The 17,478-nt window shown below is 51.5% G+C and carries 14 protein-coding genes and 1 pseudogene; 8 read left to right on the top strand and 7 right to left on the bottom strand.

Annotation, left to right across the window (positions count from 1 at the left end; genetic code table 11):
• The 3 genes and pseudogenes from POG22_RS16710 to POG22_RS16700 form a co-directional block, all read right to left on the bottom strand.
• Positions 1 to 318 (bottom strand): annotated as a pseudogene (locus POG22_RS16710) (DUF928 domain-containing protein); the annotation flags it as partial.
• A 236-nt stretch (positions 319 to 554) separates the two neighbouring features.
• A complete protein-coding gene (locus POG22_RS16705; RefSeq protein ID WP_498906501.1) occupies positions 555 to 728 on the bottom strand; it encodes a hypothetical protein in 174 nt (57 codons plus the stop codon).
• A 586-nt stretch (positions 729 to 1,314) separates the two neighbouring features.
• Positions 1,315 to 2,118, bottom strand: a complete 804-nt coding sequence (locus POG22_RS16700; RefSeq protein WP_063716024.1) for a response regulator transcription factor — start codon at positions 2,116 to 2,118, stop codon at positions 1,315 to 1,317.
• 225 nt (positions 2,119 to 2,343) lie between these two features.
• On the opposite strand from POG22_RS16700, the gene POG22_RS16695 reads away from it, so the two are divergent.
• The gene (locus POG22_RS16695; RefSeq protein ID WP_017660971.1) at positions 2,344 to 2,571 is read left to right on the top strand and encodes a DUF6761 family protein; all 228 of its coding nucleotides are present in this window, start codon (positions 2,344 to 2,346) and stop codon (positions 2,569 to 2,571) included.
• Between the two features lie 86 nt (positions 2,572 to 2,657).
• Here POG22_RS16695 and POG22_RS16690 read toward each other — a convergent pair whose 3' ends face one another.
• The 4 genes from POG22_RS16690 to POG22_RS16675 all read right to left on the bottom strand — a co-directional run bounded on the left by POG22_RS16690 (position 2,658) and on the right by POG22_RS16675 (position 9,105).
• Entirely contained in the window at positions 2,658 to 4,853 is a 2,196-nt protein-coding gene (locus POG22_RS16690; protein WP_063716023.1) for a CHASE2 domain-containing protein, read from the bottom strand.
• Positions 4,854 to 4,860: 7 nt separating this feature from the next.
• Complete coding sequence (locus POG22_RS16685) at positions 4,861 to 6,798, bottom strand: hypothetical protein (protein WP_498906499.1); 1,938 nt, start codon at positions 6,796 to 6,798, stop codon at positions 4,861 to 4,863.
• Positions 6,799 to 6,853: 55 nt separating this feature from the next.
• Complete coding sequence (locus POG22_RS16680) at positions 6,854 to 8,305, bottom strand: dolichyl-phosphate-mannose--protein mannosyltransferase (protein ID WP_498906497.1); 1,452 nt, start codon at positions 8,303 to 8,305, stop codon at positions 6,854 to 6,856.
• A gap of 476 nt (positions 8,306 to 8,781) precedes the next feature.
• On the bottom strand, positions 8,782 to 9,105 hold the full coding sequence (locus tag POG22_RS16675; protein WP_017661000.1) for a (2Fe-2S) ferredoxin domain-containing protein: 324 nt from the start codon (positions 9,103 to 9,105) through the stop codon (positions 8,782 to 8,784).
• Positions 9,106 to 9,256: 151 nt separating this feature from the next.
• Between POG22_RS16675 and POG22_RS16670 the strand changes: the two genes are divergently transcribed.
• The 7 genes from POG22_RS16670 to POG22_RS16640 all read left to right on the top strand — a co-directional run bounded on the left by POG22_RS16670 (position 9,257) and on the right by POG22_RS16640 (position 17,217).
• The gene (locus POG22_RS16670) at positions 9,257 to 9,733 is read left to right on the top strand and encodes a CBS domain-containing protein (RefSeq protein ID WP_017660999.1); all 477 of its coding nucleotides are present in this window, start codon (positions 9,257 to 9,259) and stop codon (positions 9,731 to 9,733) included.
• A gap of 464 nt (positions 9,734 to 10,197) precedes the next feature.
• Positions 10,198 to 10,863 (top strand): phycobilisome degradation protein NblB, encoded by a 666-nt coding sequence (gene nblB / locus POG22_RS16665; protein WP_063716020.1) that lies wholly within the window; start codon positions 10,198 to 10,200, stop codon positions 10,861 to 10,863.
• A gap of 272 nt (positions 10,864 to 11,135) precedes the next feature.
• The gene (locus POG22_RS16660) at positions 11,136 to 12,431 is read left to right on the top strand and encodes a M16 family metallopeptidase (protein WP_150128354.1); all 1,296 of its coding nucleotides are present in this window, start codon (positions 11,136 to 11,138) and stop codon (positions 12,429 to 12,431) included.
• 210 nt (positions 12,432 to 12,641) lie between these two features.
• Positions 12,642 to 13,934: a M16 family metallopeptidase gene (locus tag POG22_RS16655; protein ID WP_063716019.1), complete on the top strand. Its 1,293-nt coding sequence runs from the start codon at positions 12,642 to 12,644 to the stop codon at positions 13,932 to 13,934.
• A 430-nt stretch (positions 13,935 to 14,364) separates the two neighbouring features.
• Positions 14,365 to 14,952 carry a hypothetical protein gene (locus tag POG22_RS16650; protein ID WP_063716017.1) on the top strand — a complete coding sequence of 196 codons (588 nt, stop codon included), beginning with the start codon at positions 14,365 to 14,367 and terminating at the stop codon, positions 14,950 to 14,952.
• Positions 14,953 to 14,975: 23 nt separating this feature from the next.
• Positions 14,976 to 15,536 (top strand): hypothetical protein, encoded by a 561-nt coding sequence (locus POG22_RS16645; RefSeq protein WP_498906493.1) that lies wholly within the window; start codon positions 14,976 to 14,978, stop codon positions 15,534 to 15,536.
• Positions 15,537 to 15,759: 223 nt separating this feature from the next.
• Positions 15,760 to 17,217, top strand: a complete 1,458-nt coding sequence (locus POG22_RS16640; RefSeq protein ID WP_498906491.1) for a HAMP domain-containing methyl-accepting chemotaxis protein — start codon at positions 15,760 to 15,762, stop codon at positions 17,215 to 17,217.
• The last annotated feature ends 261 nt before the right edge of the window (positions 17,218 to 17,478 follow it).

Below are 17,478 nucleotides of genomic sequence, written 5' to 3'. Positions count from 1 at the left end.
TTGTTGGGGAGCCGCATCGCTCGGGGGTCGGAAGTTGACGTCACCGCGAGACGCGCCGCCAGTGGTTTGTTGGGGGGCAGCATCGCTCGGGGGTCGGAAGTTGACGTCACCGCGAGACGCGCCGCCAGTGGTTTGTTGGGGGGCAGCATCGCTCGGGGGTTGAAATGTGATTCGACCGCGAGACGCGCCGCCGGTGGTTTGTCTGGGGGCTTCGTCTGACGGGGGAACGAAGGTTACAGCTTCAGCTTTATAATTCCAAGAGATACCGAGGAGTAAACCGATAGTCGTTGATGTCAGGGCAAGGGTTAGGCGTTTCATGAGTCCGATCCTCAATGAAGTATGGATTACAAGAATCCTGGTGGTCGTGTTTTAAGCTCTTTAACAGTGTGAACCTGGGTAACTGTCAAACAGATGCTACGGATCTCTCTCCTAAAAATATCGGATTTTTATACGAGTTACGTAGTGTTTCTGTAAAGACTTTGCAAAGACTTGGTAAGTTGGGGGGTCTGGGTCGGAGCGATCGGTTTCCGATGTGCTTGAGTTTGTCAGTAACGTTAAGTATTTTGCGGTTGGAGATGATTTCGAGTAGGCGATCGCGTTTTCAAGACGATCGAGGGCGATCGCTTGCGAACGGTATCGTACAGACTTAACGCTAGAAACCCGATCGCTTCCTCATGGAGTAAACGATCGAATCCAACAAAAGCTTGCAGGGTCGCGATCGAATACACCCGGTCTGAGACATCTTGACGGTTTGGAAGGTTCTTTACAGCTTTATCCTACACGAAATCAACTTCTATCGAAAAAAATTTTACAATTTTTATAGAAGGATTGGGTTAAATTTTATTTATGTCGATATCCAATACCCCAATCGAGGATCTATGCCCTTAGACGGTGTTTTAAGACCTCTAACAGCAATGTAGGTCTCGAAAATCAACCGAAAACAAATTTAGATTTTATACCTTTCAATCATCTAACACTTTGATTTGACTTTTAAGACAACCGAGTTTTTATGTAGTTTGGCTTTGTGTTTTATGCAAAATATTACTGAATTTAAAAAAAGACAGACAAACAAATATCAGTAAAAACACGCAGGCAGCGCTCGATAGTTACGAATACTAAAATAAGTAAAACTTATAATAAAAAATAGAAATCGCCCGATCTTCAACTCGAAAATCGGGCGATCGCGTCGTGGGTCGAACGAGATCGGTCGGTTATCGCAGCCGCCAAAGCAGCCAGGACATTTTGACGGCTCAAAACTCAAACACAGCCAGAGCGAACTGTCCTAACCCGATCGGCGATCGTTAATATCCTCTTTCAAGCCCCCGGTACGCTCGTCGTGGCTTTGTTAGGACGACCCGACACCTGAGTCGTCAAAGGGGGGTAAGCGTTCGTCAGCGACATCGAACCGTTCGGCGAATTACTGCGATCGAGATTCGGACTCGTCAAGTTAAACCGATAGCCAACGTTGCGAACCGTCTGAATCAAATTCGGCTGACGGGGATCGAGTTCGATTTTCTTACGCAACGACAGGACGTGCGTGTCGATCGTCCGAGGATTGTCGATCGCTTCGGGCCAAGCCCGTTTGAGCAGTTCCGTCCGGCTCAGGGGAGTGCCTCCCGCTTGCGCGAGAACGTAGAGCAGGCTAAACTCTTGAGGCGTCAGTTCGATCGACTCTTCTTTATATCGAACGCGACGTTGAACGAGATCGATTTTCAAATCACCGTACTCCAAACAGGCCGGAGGCGTCATGGTTCGACTGCGGCGCAGGACCGCTTCGACCCGAGCTAAAAACTCTTGCATTCCGAACGGTTTGCAAACGTAATCGTCAGCCCCCGCTTTCAACCCCGCCACCACGTCAGCTTCTGTATTTCTCGCAGAAAGCATCAACACCAACGACTGTTGTTGTTGGTAAAGCCAGTGACAGAATTCGAGTCCGTCTCCATCGGGAAGATCGGAATCGACGATCGCCAACGTCGGTTGTCGTTGATAAAACACGTCTCGTCCGTGGCTGATGTCTGCAGATTGACAAACGCTATAGCCGGCTTGTTGGAGATGCCAGCCTAACAGAGATCGAAGCTGAGGGTTTCCCTCAACAATTTGAATACACAAAGAACTCACAGCATCCCTCGCCCGTTTTCTCAGTCGGTCTAGACAAAAAAGTCTTTCAGTGTTTATCAAAGTAACAAAGGCTTTGTCAGGGTTCTGTAACGCCTGCTACGTCTAGTTGGGCGGAAAAGCGACCGATGCGCCTCCAATCGCTTTCTGTTACCCTAAAAGTATTAGGGTCGGTCGCTCGTTCGACTAAACCATCGCCAACTCGCTGTTGCGTTCAATCGTCCAACCATGCTGCAAGACGCTTCGACCATTCGTCACTACCAAACCCTCACCGACCAGTTTGTTTCGCTGTGGAATCGGGGCTATAGAACTGACGATCTGAGAATGTACTTAGACGGGTATTTGCGAGCCTTGAGACAGGCAAACGTCCTCGAACCGTTCCTCATCCATCGCCTCGAAGAAGAAGCCTCTCGCTTTATGCGCGATCCCTCGAACTTTGAGATGTCTTACTATTAGCCGAGCAAGGGAGAGAGGGAGAGGGGGAGAGAGGGAGAGGGGGAGCAACTATTAACTGTTCCCCGTTCCCCGTTCCCCGTTCCCTGTTAACTGTCTTCACTGGTGACTGGTGACTGGTGACTGGTGACTGTAAAAGACTGTTCCTCATCGAGACATATTTCTTCGACGAGGACGTAACGGCTTTTTCCCTGCTTCTTCGCCTGCAACATCGCTTCGTCGGCCAGGCGAATCAGTTCGTCGATATCTTCGCTGTGAGTCGGATACAAACCGATCCCGATGCTGGCTGTAACCGACACCGTCCCGGCTTCTAACGCGAACGGTTCTGCCAAACCGCGAATGAGCTTTTCGGCGACCCGTATCGCATCGTCCGTACTGGGAATCCCCGGTAAAATGACCGTAAACTCGTCGCCTCCCCATCGAGCAACGGTATCGCTTCCCCGCAAACTGTCGCTGAGACGTTGTGCTACCGCTTTCAATAGGGCATTTCCCGTCAGATGACCGAGGGTATCGTTGACTTCTTTGAAACCGTCGAGGTCGAGGAACATCACCCCCACGCATTTCTGGCGAGACTGCGCCCACTCTAACGACTGCTTGAGGCGTTCGTAAAACTGCTTGTGATTGGGCAATCCCGTGAGTTCGTCGTGAGAGGCGTCTTGTTGAAGTTCTTGGTTCGATTGAGCGAGTTCGGCCGCAATCTGTTTGAGTTGTTCCTCCATGTGTTTTCGTTCGGTAATGTCGCGAATCACGCCGACTAAAAACAAATTTCCCGCTCCGTCTCGGTGAAGCGATCGCTTCGTGGCGATAATACGAACGTTGCCTCGGGCGTCGGTAAACTGGTCTTCAGATTCGCGATCGCGCCCCGTTTTCAACACGAAATCGTCTTCGGAACGAAACGTCTGGGCTTGGTCGGCGGGAAACACTTCAAACTCCGAGCGATCGATCAGATTCTCGAGGGAATAACCGACCAGTTTTCCATATGCTTCGTTCAACACGATCCAGCGATGGGCGGTATCTTTGACGAAAATCGGGTCGGGAATCGTATTAATGATACTCTGCAAAAATTCCTTGGACTTCCGTAATTCCTCGCCCAAATAGGCTAAATAGCCCACGATCGCCACCGTCGATCCCAACAGCGACAACATCGACGGTACGATGGGAATCCACCAACTGCCGAGATAGGCGACGTAACACACTCCCGTCAAGGCGACGGCTGCGATCGCAACCGCGACGGTCGCCCCCTTGACCGAGTGTAACCGCCAACTCACCAAAGCTCCGAACCACGCCCAACCGACAATCCAAGCAATTTCGAGCAGTTCGGGCCAAACGCGCAACAGCGGCCGTCCCTCCAAACTGGCATCGAGGATCTGCCCGACGAACTCGGCTTGCAACAGCACCCCCGGAACTTCGTCTTGAGGCTTCAGAACTTGACGACTGTAGGGCGTCACGAACATATCGCGAATGCTCGAAGCCGTCGAACCGATGACGACGATGCGATCGCGAATCATCTCCGGCGGAACGGCATCGTCGAGAACGTCCCGCAGGTAAACGGTAGGAATCTTCGTCACCGGACCGCGATAGTTGGCTAAAAACTGATAGCCGCGATCGTCAGCTCGAGTGTATCCTCCATCGGCCTCTTGAAATTTAGGGACGATCGCCCGACCCAGTTTCATATAGCCGTGGGGGCCGGCTTCGGGACGGATATTTTCAACCTCCAAATACAACTGAACCAGTCTCAGAGCGAAACTGCGATGTAACGTTCCGGTGTCGTCTTGCAAAAATAAATATCCCCGGCGAACGATCCCGTCGGAATCGACGATGGTATTGTTAAAGCCCACGGCATCTCGGAGGCTGAGAGCCGGGGGGGGGGCGACTCCCGACATCCGTTGGTCTTCGAGTTTTTCAATGCCCACGAGGTTAGACGACGTCTCGAACAACTCCACGATGCGATCGTGTCCCGGTTCGACGGGAAGGTCTCGATATAAATCCAAACCCACCGCTCGAGGGTCGTAGCGATAGAGCGTTTCGATCGCTTCGGCCAGTACGCCGTCGGGAACCGGCCACCGTCCCAACCGCTGTAAATCTTCTTCGTCGATGCCGACCACTAACAGGCGATCGTCGCGAGGTTCGGCAGGGCGCAACCTCAAAAAGATGTCGGCCGTTGCCCATTCCGCTGTTTGCAACAGACCGACTGTTCGCAACAACAACACGCACCCAGCAGCCCCCATTGAAGCCACGGTTACGCTACGCCACTTGAGAAGCCACTGTTTGAAGTCTGACCACACGATTGGATTAAATCTTTGAAGATTGAGAAGACGGACTCGAAACACGCTCGCCGAAAAACCCTGCTAACGGTGAGTTTCCCCGGCGAGATAAAGAAATCGGACTCGCGATCGCCACCCCTCCAACTAACGTGACCGAAGCGACGAACGAGACGATCGCACCCCAACGCTCGGCTCGAGTTCCACGATACATCACCGTTACCCGAGTCAGACCTGGCGGAACTGAGAGTTCGAGTCGGTCGCCGGACGTTCGGCCGTCCTCAACGGTCGATCTGCGAACGAGCGGTTGCCATCGACCGGCATCGAGGCGTGCGAACCACCCTGGATAATTAAACGTTCTCAAGCGAACGATTCGCTCGACTGGCGTGGTGTTGTTCGTCACGAACTCCCTCAAACCAAAGTTCCAACGTTCGACGGCCAACCCGTCGCGCCGGCCGTCTTGCCATTCTACTAAAGGGTAAACGCGATCGGGCGGCATCGGCAACGTCACGCCTTTAGCGCGATACTCGTAAACATCTACGAACGCCAACCCGTCTGGATAAATCCAATGCCATCCGAGAAACGGCGTTCCCGGTCGTTGACGAGGTTCTTCGGGAAACTGTTTCGCCTCGGACAGACGCGCGAATTTGTCGAGGGTGGCAGGTGCGTAAACCGCTCGTTCGGCAATTAACATTCCTTGAAACCCATGCCAGGCGACAATTCCCCACAGTAGAACCGCTAAAGCACCCTTGACGATCTGCAATCTCTTGTCAGTGGGCTGAAAACACCGAGCGACGCGATACAGACTATCTCCCAACAGCAGCGGTACGAGAACCGTCGCCACGCTCAACCAACGCCAGGAAAATTGAATTCGTTGCAAGGGGGGAACGACGAGATACAGCCAGCCTAGCAGATCGGTGGTCATCAGTAAGGCGATCGCACTGGCGACCGACCAGTAGAGAACGGTTCGACGTTGGCGAAACCCCGATCTCTCGGCCGCAACCCATCGATCGACACTGTAACCGACGATCGCTCCCAACGTCATAACCCCCATCATCGCCCACGGTGCGATCAGTTTGCGGTCGAACCAGTGATTCGTCAGATCGGGATTCAGCCACCACAACCCCGACAACAGCAACCGGTTTTGCGGTAAATAGTCGAGGGTGGCGTACAGTGCCTCTAACTGCACCAAACGACCGTCGATCGCGACGGGAAGCAGGAAAAATGCTGTGACGCTCCACGCGATCGCCAAGCTGCTGTAACTGCGTAAAACTGCTTGCAGACGCCGTTTTGAGGGTGCGATCGCCCACGGTAACGGCAGCCAAAGTAAGGTAAAAATCAGTAACGTGGGTAAGTGGGACAACACCAACGCCCCGTACGCGATCGCGTACTGGACGATATCCCAGTCGGGATCGAGTCCCCACCGAACTCCTCGCCGACGCGGTGGGGGATGCGAGGCGCGTTCGATAACCTGTTGCGACGCCAGTAAAATCCAAGGTAAGGTCGCGATCGCCCAGACTTCCCCAATTGCGCCCCGTTGGTAAATATCGATCGTAAAATACGGCGACATCATACCCGTCAAAGCGACCGTCAGCGACACCCATCTCGGATAAAATCGCCGAGTCAGACGGTATAATCCGATTCCCAACAGGGCGATCGCTGCGGCCATACTGGCAATTAACGATCCCACCACTCCCAACCCCATCATCCGAAACGGTAGCGTCGCCACCATCGACAGGGGAGGGTAAAAGACGAAAGTGGCGTTTCCGAAGCCGAAGTTAGAAAACTCCAGCCAACGCGGGTAAAACTGTCCTGAAAAAAATTGACGTTGGTATTGAAACGCCCAAATGAGGTTGAAGTGAGTCGAATGTGTGAGCGGATAGCTCCGTTCTAACATGGGGGCGATCGCAAATCCCACCACTGCCGCTAACAATACCCCAACTTGCCAGTGTTTCAATCGATCGCGCATGGTCGGTTGTTGAGATTTATCGAGATCTGGAGTTTTTCACAGTCGATCCTCTGAGTTAATACCACGATCGAAACCACATCCGAGCGTCGAACGCTTCTCGGGTTAAGGGTAATCCTAAATAGATCGGCAGCCAATACCAAAATCCCAAGACGACGATCGCGATCGCGACGCTTCCTAGGATACGCCACCGGCGATCGCGGCAACTCAACGCCCGATCGACCCACCACGCCAACGCCATAAACGAAAACAGGGAAGCGGCCATGTAGTGGTAAATGTAAGTACAGCGAGAGACTTTTGCCCAGGGGAGAAAGTTCGCGACGAACTGACAAACGAGAACGCTATGCAGCAGAAAGCGGGTTTGCGACATCGGACGATTTAACACCCCATCGATCCCCTGACGGACGAACTGAAATGTCACGCCAGCGATCGCAAAAGCCGACAACCACCACAACAGGGGATTTCCAAACGCGTGAACGTCAAATACGATCGGTCGGAGTCCGCGATCGACCGCCTCGAAATAATAGCCCACCGGACGCACCATCCACGGCCAGCTATACCAGGCCGAACAGTAAGGATGGGCTTCGGCAGTGTTTCCGATGCTTTCGTGATAGGTTAAAATTTGCCACTGCATCCCCGCGAACGTAAAGTCTGTATTGAGTTGTAAGTGGGGAATCCACAGCAATCGATAGACGAGAAACGGGACGAGAGCAAAATGAATGGCAAAGTCTAAGCGATCGATCTCGAGAATCGATTGGAGGGGATTTTTTAAAATCTTTCGATCGGGTGGGGTAGGATCGTCTTGAGGGTTGGCGTCGTCGTCGCCGGAGATCGACGACTCTGTTTCTAAGTCGGAGGGTTTAAAACGGCGATCGCACGTCGATTTTAGGGATTGTAACGCCCAGGCTCCCCCGTAGAGTAAATAAATCCCTAACAAAAATCCCAAGCCGTTCCATTTTACTGAAGCGCACCCTCCCAAACACGCGCCAGATGCCATCATCCAAAGGGTTTGACGTGCGGAGGTTAGAGATTTTAAAAATGCCAGTACGCCTAACAATCCGAAGGCGAGTAGATAAACGTTAATCAGTCCATAGCGAGATTCGACTAACACCAAACCGTCTAAAGCAACAAACACGCTGGCTAAAATTGCGTAGCGTTTTCTTTGTGTAATTTGATAGGCAATCGCGCCGACTAATATCGGAATCGTCGCCCCCACGACTCCGTTTGCCCAACGATATGCAAAGGCGTCAATTTCTTCGACAGTCGCGGCATTTTGAAACTCTTCTAACCCTCCCATAAAGTGAGCGTGAAGCCAAATTCCCAATGCAATAAAGTATTTTCCAAATGGTGGATGTACGTCAAAAAACGGAATTTGTTTGAGGTAGCTAAAACCGTACTTCGCAAAATAAACTTCGTCGAAAACTAACGTATTAAATCGATTTAAATCCCAAAATCTAATCGCTAAAGATCCGACAAAAACACTTAAAAATGCCATCCAGAGCTTTTTCATTTTAAAATTTAGTTGTTGTTAACGATCGTTTCTATAATATAGCAGCATAACTTTGTTTGCGATTCGCGATCTAAAAAACTCCTGGCAGAATAAGAAATTCGATCGCTCTGTTGCTGCTAAGAATCTAATATCGCTGTATTTCGATCGTTCGAACAAATAATTTTGAGGAAATAATTTTGGGGTGAATCTCAAAAAAGTAAATTTCTCAGACCGGAGTCTCTACAGTGAATTGAGCTGTTGTTAGGTTTCGCGATCGCTCCACCCATGGATTGAGCGAAGTCGAAGTCCAACCTACCCCAGACTCATATTTTTACATCCATTGAGATGAACCCAGTGCGATCGAACACGAGTTCTCGCAATCCTAACAAGGGATCTCGCTACCTTTCATATATGCCAGAATTTTTCACAGACCCGTTCGGTTTCGATCGCTCAACAAGTCGAACTTTCCGAAGTCGAAGTTTCGCCGTCAAACCCGTTCAACCGATGCGAAGGTGAATGCGAGGATTGAGCTTATCTTCAACCGGTCGTCCGCCTCGAACGTGCTGTTCGACGATGCGAGGGACATCTTCAGGTTTGACCTGACAGTACCAGGTTTCGTCGGCGGCCACGCGCACTGTCGGCCCGGAACTGCACTGTCCGAGACAGTCGCATCCTTCAATTTCGATTCCGTCCAAATTCGCCTCGCGGAACGCTTGTAGGGTTTGTGCCGAACCGTTGTTGGCACAAGAGCGGTTCTGACACACGAAAATACGAGATGCCTCGGGAGCGTTGGACGAGTTGGAAGTCGGACAGTTGGCCATGACGCGATCGAGACGCTGGATTACAAGTTCTATGTTAACGACTCCAGCTCGAGTCGCAGCGATCGCGCCGTTCTGGATTTTTTACAAACGCGCGGGGCGTCGAACGGTATGATAGGCAACAGACACCAGATACGAAACGACACTGGAAATTATGGTCAAAACCGTTGCTGACGTGATGAGTCGCGATCCGATTCTCGTCCGACCGGATACGCCGATTCAAGAGGCCATTCAGATTATCGCCGAACGCCATATTAGCGGCCTGCCGACCGTAGACGAGACGGGTAAACTCGTCGGGATTCTGTCGGAAACGGATTTAATGTGGCGCGAAACCGGAGCGACGCCTCCCCCTTATATTACGATTCTCGACAGTGTAATTTTTTTGGAAAACCCCAAACGGTACGAAAAAGAATTGCATAAAGTGTTGGGTCAAACCGTCGGGGAAGTCATGACGACCCAGCATATCGTAACGACGACGCCAGACTGTCCGTTACAGGACGCTGCCCGACTGATGCACGAGAAAAAAGTTCACCGTCTTCCCGTACTAGACGACTCGAAAAAAGTCGTCGGTATTTTGACGCGGGGCGATATCGTTCGGGCGATGGCGGCTAGCCACGACAGCGAATCTTAGAGGTTCGCTCGAACGCTCGAACCTTTGCGTTCTCGCTTTCAAACCGCCCTAACGCCGATCGCACTTACGCATCGTTCCTCGTTGGGAAGAGGATCGCGTTCGCAGTTTCCTTCATTGTGGAAGTCCGGTCGTCAAGAGGTTTGGTGAGTCAGTCTGGTTCGTTCGCAACGTCGAAAAACTCGGCTGGCTGCCCTCGTCAAAACCTCGTTCGGATTGCAGTTAAATCGAATCTCTGCTTGCCTTCGAGTTCTCTTTCTCTTGGAGTGTCAACCGGCCTCGATTTCAAAGTCAGAACACTCGATCGCCCACGGGATGGTGACTGTTTTTAGATCGACCTTTTTCAAACAACATTGCTGACTGACTGTTTAAATCTCTTACAGTTTCTCGTGACTCGAACAACGCGAGTTACCGGAAGTTTTGATATTTTTTGATAACTGTCCTTGACTCAAAACTGAATTTTCAAAATGAGTATTACACCAGAATCTGTCAAACAACTCGTTGAATCTGAAGATTACGGCGATCGCCTGCGGGGTCTCAACCAGCTCGATCGCATCGATCCGGCGGTGGCGTTCGAGTACGTCAAACCCGCCCTCAACGATGAAAATCCACGGGTTCGCTATACCGCCACCAGTAAAATGGCCTCGTTGGGGCGTCAAGACTTACCGCTGTCGTTAGACCTGTTGCGCTTGCGACTGTACAACGACCCGGAAATGGACGTAAAAGCCGCCGCCGCCGATTCCTTGGGCGCCTTGCAACTTAAAGAAGCTTACGACGATTTGGTGAAGCTCTATCGCAGTACGGACGATTGGATCGTTCAAATGAGCGTCGTGGCGGCGTTGTCCGAACTCGGCGAACCTCGGGCGCTCGAACTCCTCGAAGAAGCTGTCGGACACCCAACCGAGATCGTACAAACCACCGCCATCAGCGCGTTAGGGGAAATTGGCGATCCGAAAGCGATTCCCTGGATCGAACCCTTTGTCAACCACCCAGAACCCCAAACTCGACTGCGCGTCGCCCAAGCGTTAGGACATATCGGCGGCGATGCCGTGCGTCCGACGTTAGAAAAACTGGCAAACGATTCGGACGCTCAGGTGGCCGAGCGAGCTAAATACTGTCTGGACAACCTATAATCGTCAACTCGAGTGACGGACGGCGATCGTGTAAAGAAATCGATCGTTTGTAGCAAAATTGGCCAATGTGAGGTAACAAAGGCGCTAGGCTGGAAAAAAACGCCGACCGACTCGGGCAATTACCCATTGACAATGACGAATTGAGAGGTCGGGCGTTACCTGCTCGCTACAGGAAACAGTCGTCCCTCGAGCATCAGAGTCGGTTCGTTTGCCGTTGGAAATCGCGATTCCCGTTTTTCCGGCGCGCGCTTTGATGGAAAGTATGAATCCTCATGCCCCAAATTAAAAAGTCCCACTTGCTCCGCGTTCCCACTCAGCCCAATTGTCCCGCTCGTATCTTTCAACGGGACGACGGTTTGACCGTCGTGTACCAACAGGTTTCGACCAGTCCGGTCGTCGTTACAGATGTTTGGGTTCGGGCAGGGGCGGCCAGTGAGCCGGACGAGTGGTCGGGGATGGCGCATTTTCTCGAACACATGGTGTTTAAGGGGACAGCACGCCTGGCACCGGGGTCGTTCGATCGCGCGATCGAAAGCTGTGGCGGCGTGACCAATGCTGCCACCAGTCACGATTACGCCCATTTCTTCATCACCACGGCCGCGACGCATTTCCACGAAACGCTTCCTCATCTAGCGGAACTGCTGCTACGGGCTGCGATTCCCGAGGAGGAGTTCGGCCGAGAGCGGGAAGTGGTTCTCGAAGAGATTTTGCAAAGTTACGACAATCCCGACGATTTACTGTTCGAGGCGACGATGGAGGAACTCTATCGAAGCCATCCTTATCGTCGTCCGGTGTTGGGAACCGAAGAGAGCTTGATGGCGCGATCGCCCGAGGAGATGCGGAACTTCCACAGCTTCCACTACCAACCGGATAAAATGACGGTCGTTGTGGTCGGTGGCGTTTCCGAAGCCGAAGCTCTCGATCGCGTCGATGAGTGTTTTCAAAACTTCCCCGCTCCGACGAACTGTCCCAACGCCCGCATCGAAGCCGAACCTCCCTTATTAAACGTGCGACGTCGCGAGTTACGGTTGCCACGACTGGAAATGGCACGGTTGAACTTGGCGTGGGTCGGACCGGGTATCGATCGCCTTTCCGACGCCTACGGGTTAGATTTGCTTTCGGTGGTTCTGGCCGCCGGGCGAGCGTCGCGGTTAGTCCGAGAACTGCGAGAGCGACGCCAGTGGGTTCAAGGTATTACGAGTTACTTCTCCCTACAACGAGATTCGAGTCTGTTTACCATTAGTGCCTGGCTCGATCCGGCGTATCTCGAGGTGGTCGAACGGACGATCGTCGATCGCCTCCACCAACTACACGTCGAACTCGTTCCCGAAGCCGAACTCGATCGCGCCAAACGCCAACTGCGAAACGACTACGCCTTTTCAACGGAAACCCCCGCTCAACTGGCTGGGTTGTACGGCTACTATCAAACCCTGACCCAAGCGGAAATTGCCGTGAAATATCCCGATTGCATTCAAGTCTTCGACGCCGAAACCTTACGTCAACTCGCCCGCCAATACCTCACGATCGATCGGTACGTGGCCACGGTTGCCATCGGCGATGAATGGTAACGTATTGAGGGCAGTTCGCCAGCTCGATGCCCCATTTTCCCCGACCCATTGTCTCGAGGCGTCGGTTCGTGAGGCAGGAATCTTCTTGTATTTTCAACAGAAGATCCGTCAACGCCCGCGTCACAGCCTTGCTCTTCACTCTACCCTCTTCACTCTACCCTCTTCACTCTACCCTCTTCACTACATTCACCCTGACCGGAGCGCAACTCAATGACCCAACGGATCGCCCATCGCGTCGTTCTCAAAAATGGTATCGTCGTCGTGGCTGTCGAGAACCCAACAGCCGATATTATGACGGCTCGTCTGTTCGTCAAAGCAGGCAGTCGTTGCGAACGTCCCGATCGCGCGGGGATTTCCCACCTGTTAGCCGCCGTGATGACGAAAGGAACGGACGGGCTGTCGTCGATGGAAATTGCCGAACGCGTCGAATCAGTGGGGGCGAGTTTGGGGGCTGAAACCACCAGCGATTATTTTTTGATGAGTTTGAAAACGGTCTCGGCAGACTTTGAAGACGTCTTGTCTCTGGCCGGACAACTGCTGCGATCGCCCTCGTTTCCCGAAGCTGAAGTCGAACTCGAACAGCGATCGACGTTACAAGCGATTCGATCGCAAAAAGAGCAACCATTTTCGATGGCGTTTTCTCGCCTGCGAGAAGCGATGTACGGAGATCGACCTTACGCGCGATCGACCTTGGGAACCGAAGCCACCGTCGCCAGTTTGACGCGGGCCGATTTACTTCAGTTTCACCGTACGTACTTTCGTCCCGACAACCTCGTCGTCAGCCTCGCGGGATGTTGGGATTTAGAAGCAGCGGTGGCGGCGATCGAAAAAACCTTCGGCGATTGGGAAATTCCTGATAATCCCATTCCAGCGTTAGATTTAGCTCCGATTACTTCCCGTCCGCAAATTACGGGGCTACCGCAAGATACCCAACAATCGATCGTGATGCTGGGGTATCTCGTCCCGTCTGTTCTCGCGAAATCTGACGAGCGGGTGTCTTCAGAATACGCCACGCTGAAACTGCTCAATACTTATCTCGGAAACGGTTTATCGAGTCGTTTGTTCGTGGAACTGCGAGAAAAACGCGGTTTGGCCTACGATGTCTCGGCGTTTTATCCGACGCGCATCGACACGTCTCAATTTGTCGTGTATATGGGGACTGCACCTCAAAATACGACGGTGGCGATCGAGGGATTGCGCGTGGAAGTCGAACGGCTGACGGCGTTGTTGCTGACGGAGGAAGAGCTACAGACGGCGAAAAATAAATTACTCGGACAGTACGCTCTCGGGAAACAAACCAATTCTCAAATCGCACAAGTGTTAGGATGGTACGAAACTATCGGGTTGGGCATCGAGTTTGACGAACAGTTTCCCGAAGCGATCGCTTCACTGACAGCAGAAACAGCTCGTCGCGTTGCCAGTCGCTATTTTATCGAACCGTATATTTGTGTCGTCGGCCCGGCATCTGCCATCGGCGGTATTTTACCCTCGGCGGTCTGTTAAATCGGTGCGATCGCGACAACGAAAAGGGAGCATCTCAACTTGGGTAAAAATATAAGTTTGGGGTGAGCGATCGCGAAACCCAATAGCAGCGCGATCGAGTACGAAAGCTCGTTTTCGATCGATTGAAAGGGTTGAGATGCCTCTCGATCGATACGATTCGATCGTTGCTCGACCGCGATCGAGGAGTGCGTTAACAATCGTGACGCAATCTTGACGGACGCAGTGCGATCGCAGGATAATTTAAACTAAACAATAATTGTCTATAGCAACCCTAAATCAGTTGTGTAACAAAATCGGGAACAGAGAATAGGGAACAGAACATCGGATTTTTTCTGGTGTTTTAATTTTTGACGACTCATTGGGGACTGCTCTATATCGAATTGTCGTGTTATGAGGCAATGGAAACTCTAAAACTCCGTTGCAATGTCGTATGTCTGATTTAAAACTGTCGGGTTATCGGGAATATCCCAGCGTGCGATCGTTTCCCAAACAAACTGAAAAACTCAGTCGAGAAGAACTCGAAACCCATTATTTAAACCTAAGAACAGAGTATAAAAGTTTAGTTTTGAGTCGAGGACAATTAGTCCGACGTCAAGTCGAATCTAAAGACAGATTAAAAATCTTAAACGTTAACCTTCAAAAAACAGTCCGAGCTTTAGATATCGTCCAGCAAGAACGACAAAAATTACAAGAGTCGTTGCGATATAATACTGATAAAAAATCTGACTTACAAGAACACAGTCATCGCCTTGAAAAAGAAGTCGATACACTGACAGCTCGACTGAAAGCAACCACACGACTCATTGAAGAATTTGAATCAGTTTACGAAGACGTTCGTGAAGATAGCAATATTTTATCTGTCGGCAACCGATTTATAAAACTCCTTCGAGCGGCAAAACGGCTGTTAACCACCGATCTTCGAGAGTTTATGCCGACGCCGCTACTGCCAGAACCGACCGAAGACTGGACGAAAGAAGATCCGGCAAGCCTGAATAAATCTCTACTCGACGATCGATAAACAGACTCGGAAATCAATGCCTTATGGGAAAACTTACCGATTCATTAAAGTCTACCACCCAAAAACTCGAGACAATCAAAAACGGCATCCAGAACATGAAAGAAATCGGTGACGATTTGTCCGACAATACCCTTCGAGTTGCCGAAACAGCCTTACGAGCCGGATATGCTTATGCGAAAGCCGAAGGAGGAGAAGTCGTCGAGAGCCGTGTCGAAACCGATCGCGATCGAGCCTCACGTCCCGAAGCTCAGTTTCCCCAATCCGAGAGCGATCGAACGCTCGCCTCGCCAACCGTTTGGACGCCAGAGACATTAAAAGCCAAGTTTGGTAAATTGAACGAGGCATATCGCTATTTAAAATCGACATCTGGAATTACGCTAAAAACGCGAAGTTGGGCAACAGTTGTCGATGCCTTTAATCGTTTAGATGAATCTGCTCGAGAAGAAAAATCTTTGTTCTCATCTCTTGAAGATCGTCTTTTAAATTTAGAAAAAATTGTCGCCGAGCGATCTCAGTATATCAAACAATTAGAATCGAAACTCGAAATCATGCAAGCACGATTAGATCGATTAGAATCCCAATAAACCACCAGACAAATTTAATTTTCTTCATCAGAAAATATCGATCTCGACATTAGATGAGACCGCGATCGCTCGACAGTAATTTCATTAAAATTTTTATACCAGCTTTATCGTTGAGTTTTCCCAGAGCGGTATCATAAACAACAGCAGATCTACGATTTCGTCGCCCGTCAGACGAGAGCGTCCGACCGACTGCATTGCAATTGTGTTAGGAGTTGTCCCCCCGATGGTATCGCCCAACACCCTAAAACTGAGATATTGGATTATTCTCGGATACCTCGTTCCGATCGTGTTGTCGATCGTGTCGTCTGTCGTCGTTTGGCGAAACGTAGGTATTATTAGACAAGAAGTAACAGCAGTTGAAACCTTCGTCCATAACAGCACCCTCATCAGCGATCTCGCCCTCAACGTTCAAGTGATGTCGCGGACGACTCGAGGCTACCTTCTCGACGGCGATCGCACCTCCTTAGAGTCTTACAACCAAGCCAAACAAAAATTTCAGGAGGACGTGGCCGAACTCGAGAACCGACTTCTGAACGAAGAACAACGCAATACGTTCGACACACTGGTGGCTGAAGTCAACCAATCGATGGCGTTAAGCGAGTCTCTCATCGCCTTAGTCAATAGTGGCGCGCGCGATCGCGCGATCGCCCAATGGAGAGAAGCCAACGGTCGCGCCCAAGCCGAACGAGTCGAAGTCTTATTAGAGGAGTTCCGCCAACGGGAAAAACAACTCCTTGACGACAGCCAAAGCAACCAAGACGACGCCCTGAACGATCTCGCCAATTCTACGTTAGCGTTTACCTTACTCACCATCGTTGTATCGATCTCCATCAGCCTGTGGATCGTGAGTAGGATTACCAATCGAATCAACGAATCCGCCGGATGGGTGGCCAGTTCCTCCTCAGAAATCGCGGCAACCGTCGAACAGCAAGAACGAGCAGCGACCCAGCAAGCGGCCTCAGTCAACGAAACGACCACCACGATGGACGAACTCGGAGCCTCAGCGCGTCAAGTGATGGAACAGGCGGACGCAACCACAAGCAACGCTCGCCAAGCCCTCGATCGTGCCGATAACGGAACCCGCGCGGTCGGCGAGACCCTCGGAACCATGAACGCCCTCAAAGATAAAGTCGGGGCGATCGCCCAACAAATTTTACGACTGAGCGAACAAACCAACCAAATCGGCAACATTTCCACACTCGTTAGCGATCTGGCCAACCAAACCAATATGTTAGCCCTGAACGCCGCTGTCGAAGCCGTTCGCGCCGGAGAACACGGTAAAGGCTTCTCTGTCGTCGCCAGCGAAATTCGCAAACTCGCCGACCAAAGCAAAAAATCCGCCGAAAAAATCAACGCCCTCGTAGCCGACATTCAAAATGCCATCAACTCCACCGTGATGGTGACCGACGAAGGCACGAAAACCGTCGAGTCCGGGGTTCACATCACCCACGATACCTCTGACGCGTTTGCAGGCGTGCGCGAGGCGATCGACGAAGTGGTCTTAAACAACCAGCAAATTTCCCTCACGCTCAAACAGCAGGTCAGTGCGGTACAACAAGTGATCGAAGCCATGAACTCCCTCAACACGGCCGCCCAGGAGAACGCTTCGGGGATCGCTCAAGTGAAGGAAGGAACCCAACGCCTCAACGACGCTGCACTATCACTAAAAGAGATGGTTTGAAGACAGTCACCAGTCACCAGTCGCCAGTCACCAGTGAAGACAGGGAACAGGGAACAGCAATCGTAGGGTGCGTGACTTGAAAAATAGGGTGTCGATCGTCAGACCGATCGCTCTGTCACGCACCGCCAATGTACACCGCCAACATACAAGAGTGCGTGACCTAAAGACAAGAAAAGTCGTAGGGTGCGTGACTTGAAAAATAGGGTGTCGATCGTGAGACCGATCGCTCTGTCACGCACCGCCAATGTACACCGCCAACAT

The sequence above is a fragment of the Geitlerinema sp. CS-897 genome, from assembly GCF_028368005.1.
GTDB lineage: Bacteria > Cyanobacteriota > Cyanobacteriia > Cyanobacteriales > Geitlerinemataceae > Baaleninema > Baaleninema simplex.
This window is presented reverse-complemented; position numbering and strand designations above follow the sequence as displayed.

Bases quoted from the DNA above. Each gene is read 5' to 3' on its own strand.
- POG22_RS16685 (WP_498906499.1), bottom strand. From the start codon at position 6,798: ATGCGCGATCGATTGAAACACTGGCAAGTTGGGGTATTGTTAGCGGCA.
- POG22_RS16645 (WP_498906493.1), top strand. From the start codon at position 14,976: ATGGGAAAACTTACCGATTCATTAAAGTCTACCACCCAAAAACTCGAG.
- POG22_RS16660 (WP_150128354.1), top strand. From the start codon at position 11,136: ATGCCCCAAATTAAAAAGTCCCACTTGCTCCGCGTTCCCACTCAGCCC.
- POG22_RS16680 (WP_498906497.1), bottom strand. From the start codon at position 8,305: ATGAAAAAGCTCTGGATGGCATTTTTAAGTGTTTTTGTCGGATCTTTA.
- POG22_RS16695 (WP_017660971.1), top strand. From the start codon at position 2,344: ATGCTGCAAGACGCTTCGACCATTCGTCACTACCAAACCCTCACCGAC.
- POG22_RS16655 (WP_063716019.1), top strand. From the start codon at position 12,642: ATGACCCAACGGATCGCCCATCGCGTCGTTCTCAAAAATGGTATCGTC.
- POG22_RS16650 (WP_063716017.1), top strand. From the start codon at position 14,365: ATGTCTGATTTAAAACTGTCGGGTTATCGGGAATATCCCAGCGTGCGA.
- POG22_RS16640 (WP_498906491.1), top strand. From the start codon at position 15,760: ATGGTATCGCCCAACACCCTAAAACTGAGATATTGGATTATTCTCGGA.
- nblB (WP_063716020.1), top strand. From the start codon at position 10,198: ATGAGTATTACACCAGAATCTGTCAAACAACTCGTTGAATCTGAAGAT.
- POG22_RS16670 (WP_017660999.1), top strand. From the start codon at position 9,257: ATGGTCAAAACCGTTGCTGACGTGATGAGTCGCGATCCGATTCTCGTC.
- POG22_RS16675 (WP_017661000.1), bottom strand. From the start codon at position 9,105: ATGGCCAACTGTCCGACTTCCAACTCGTCCAACGCTCCCGAGGCATCT.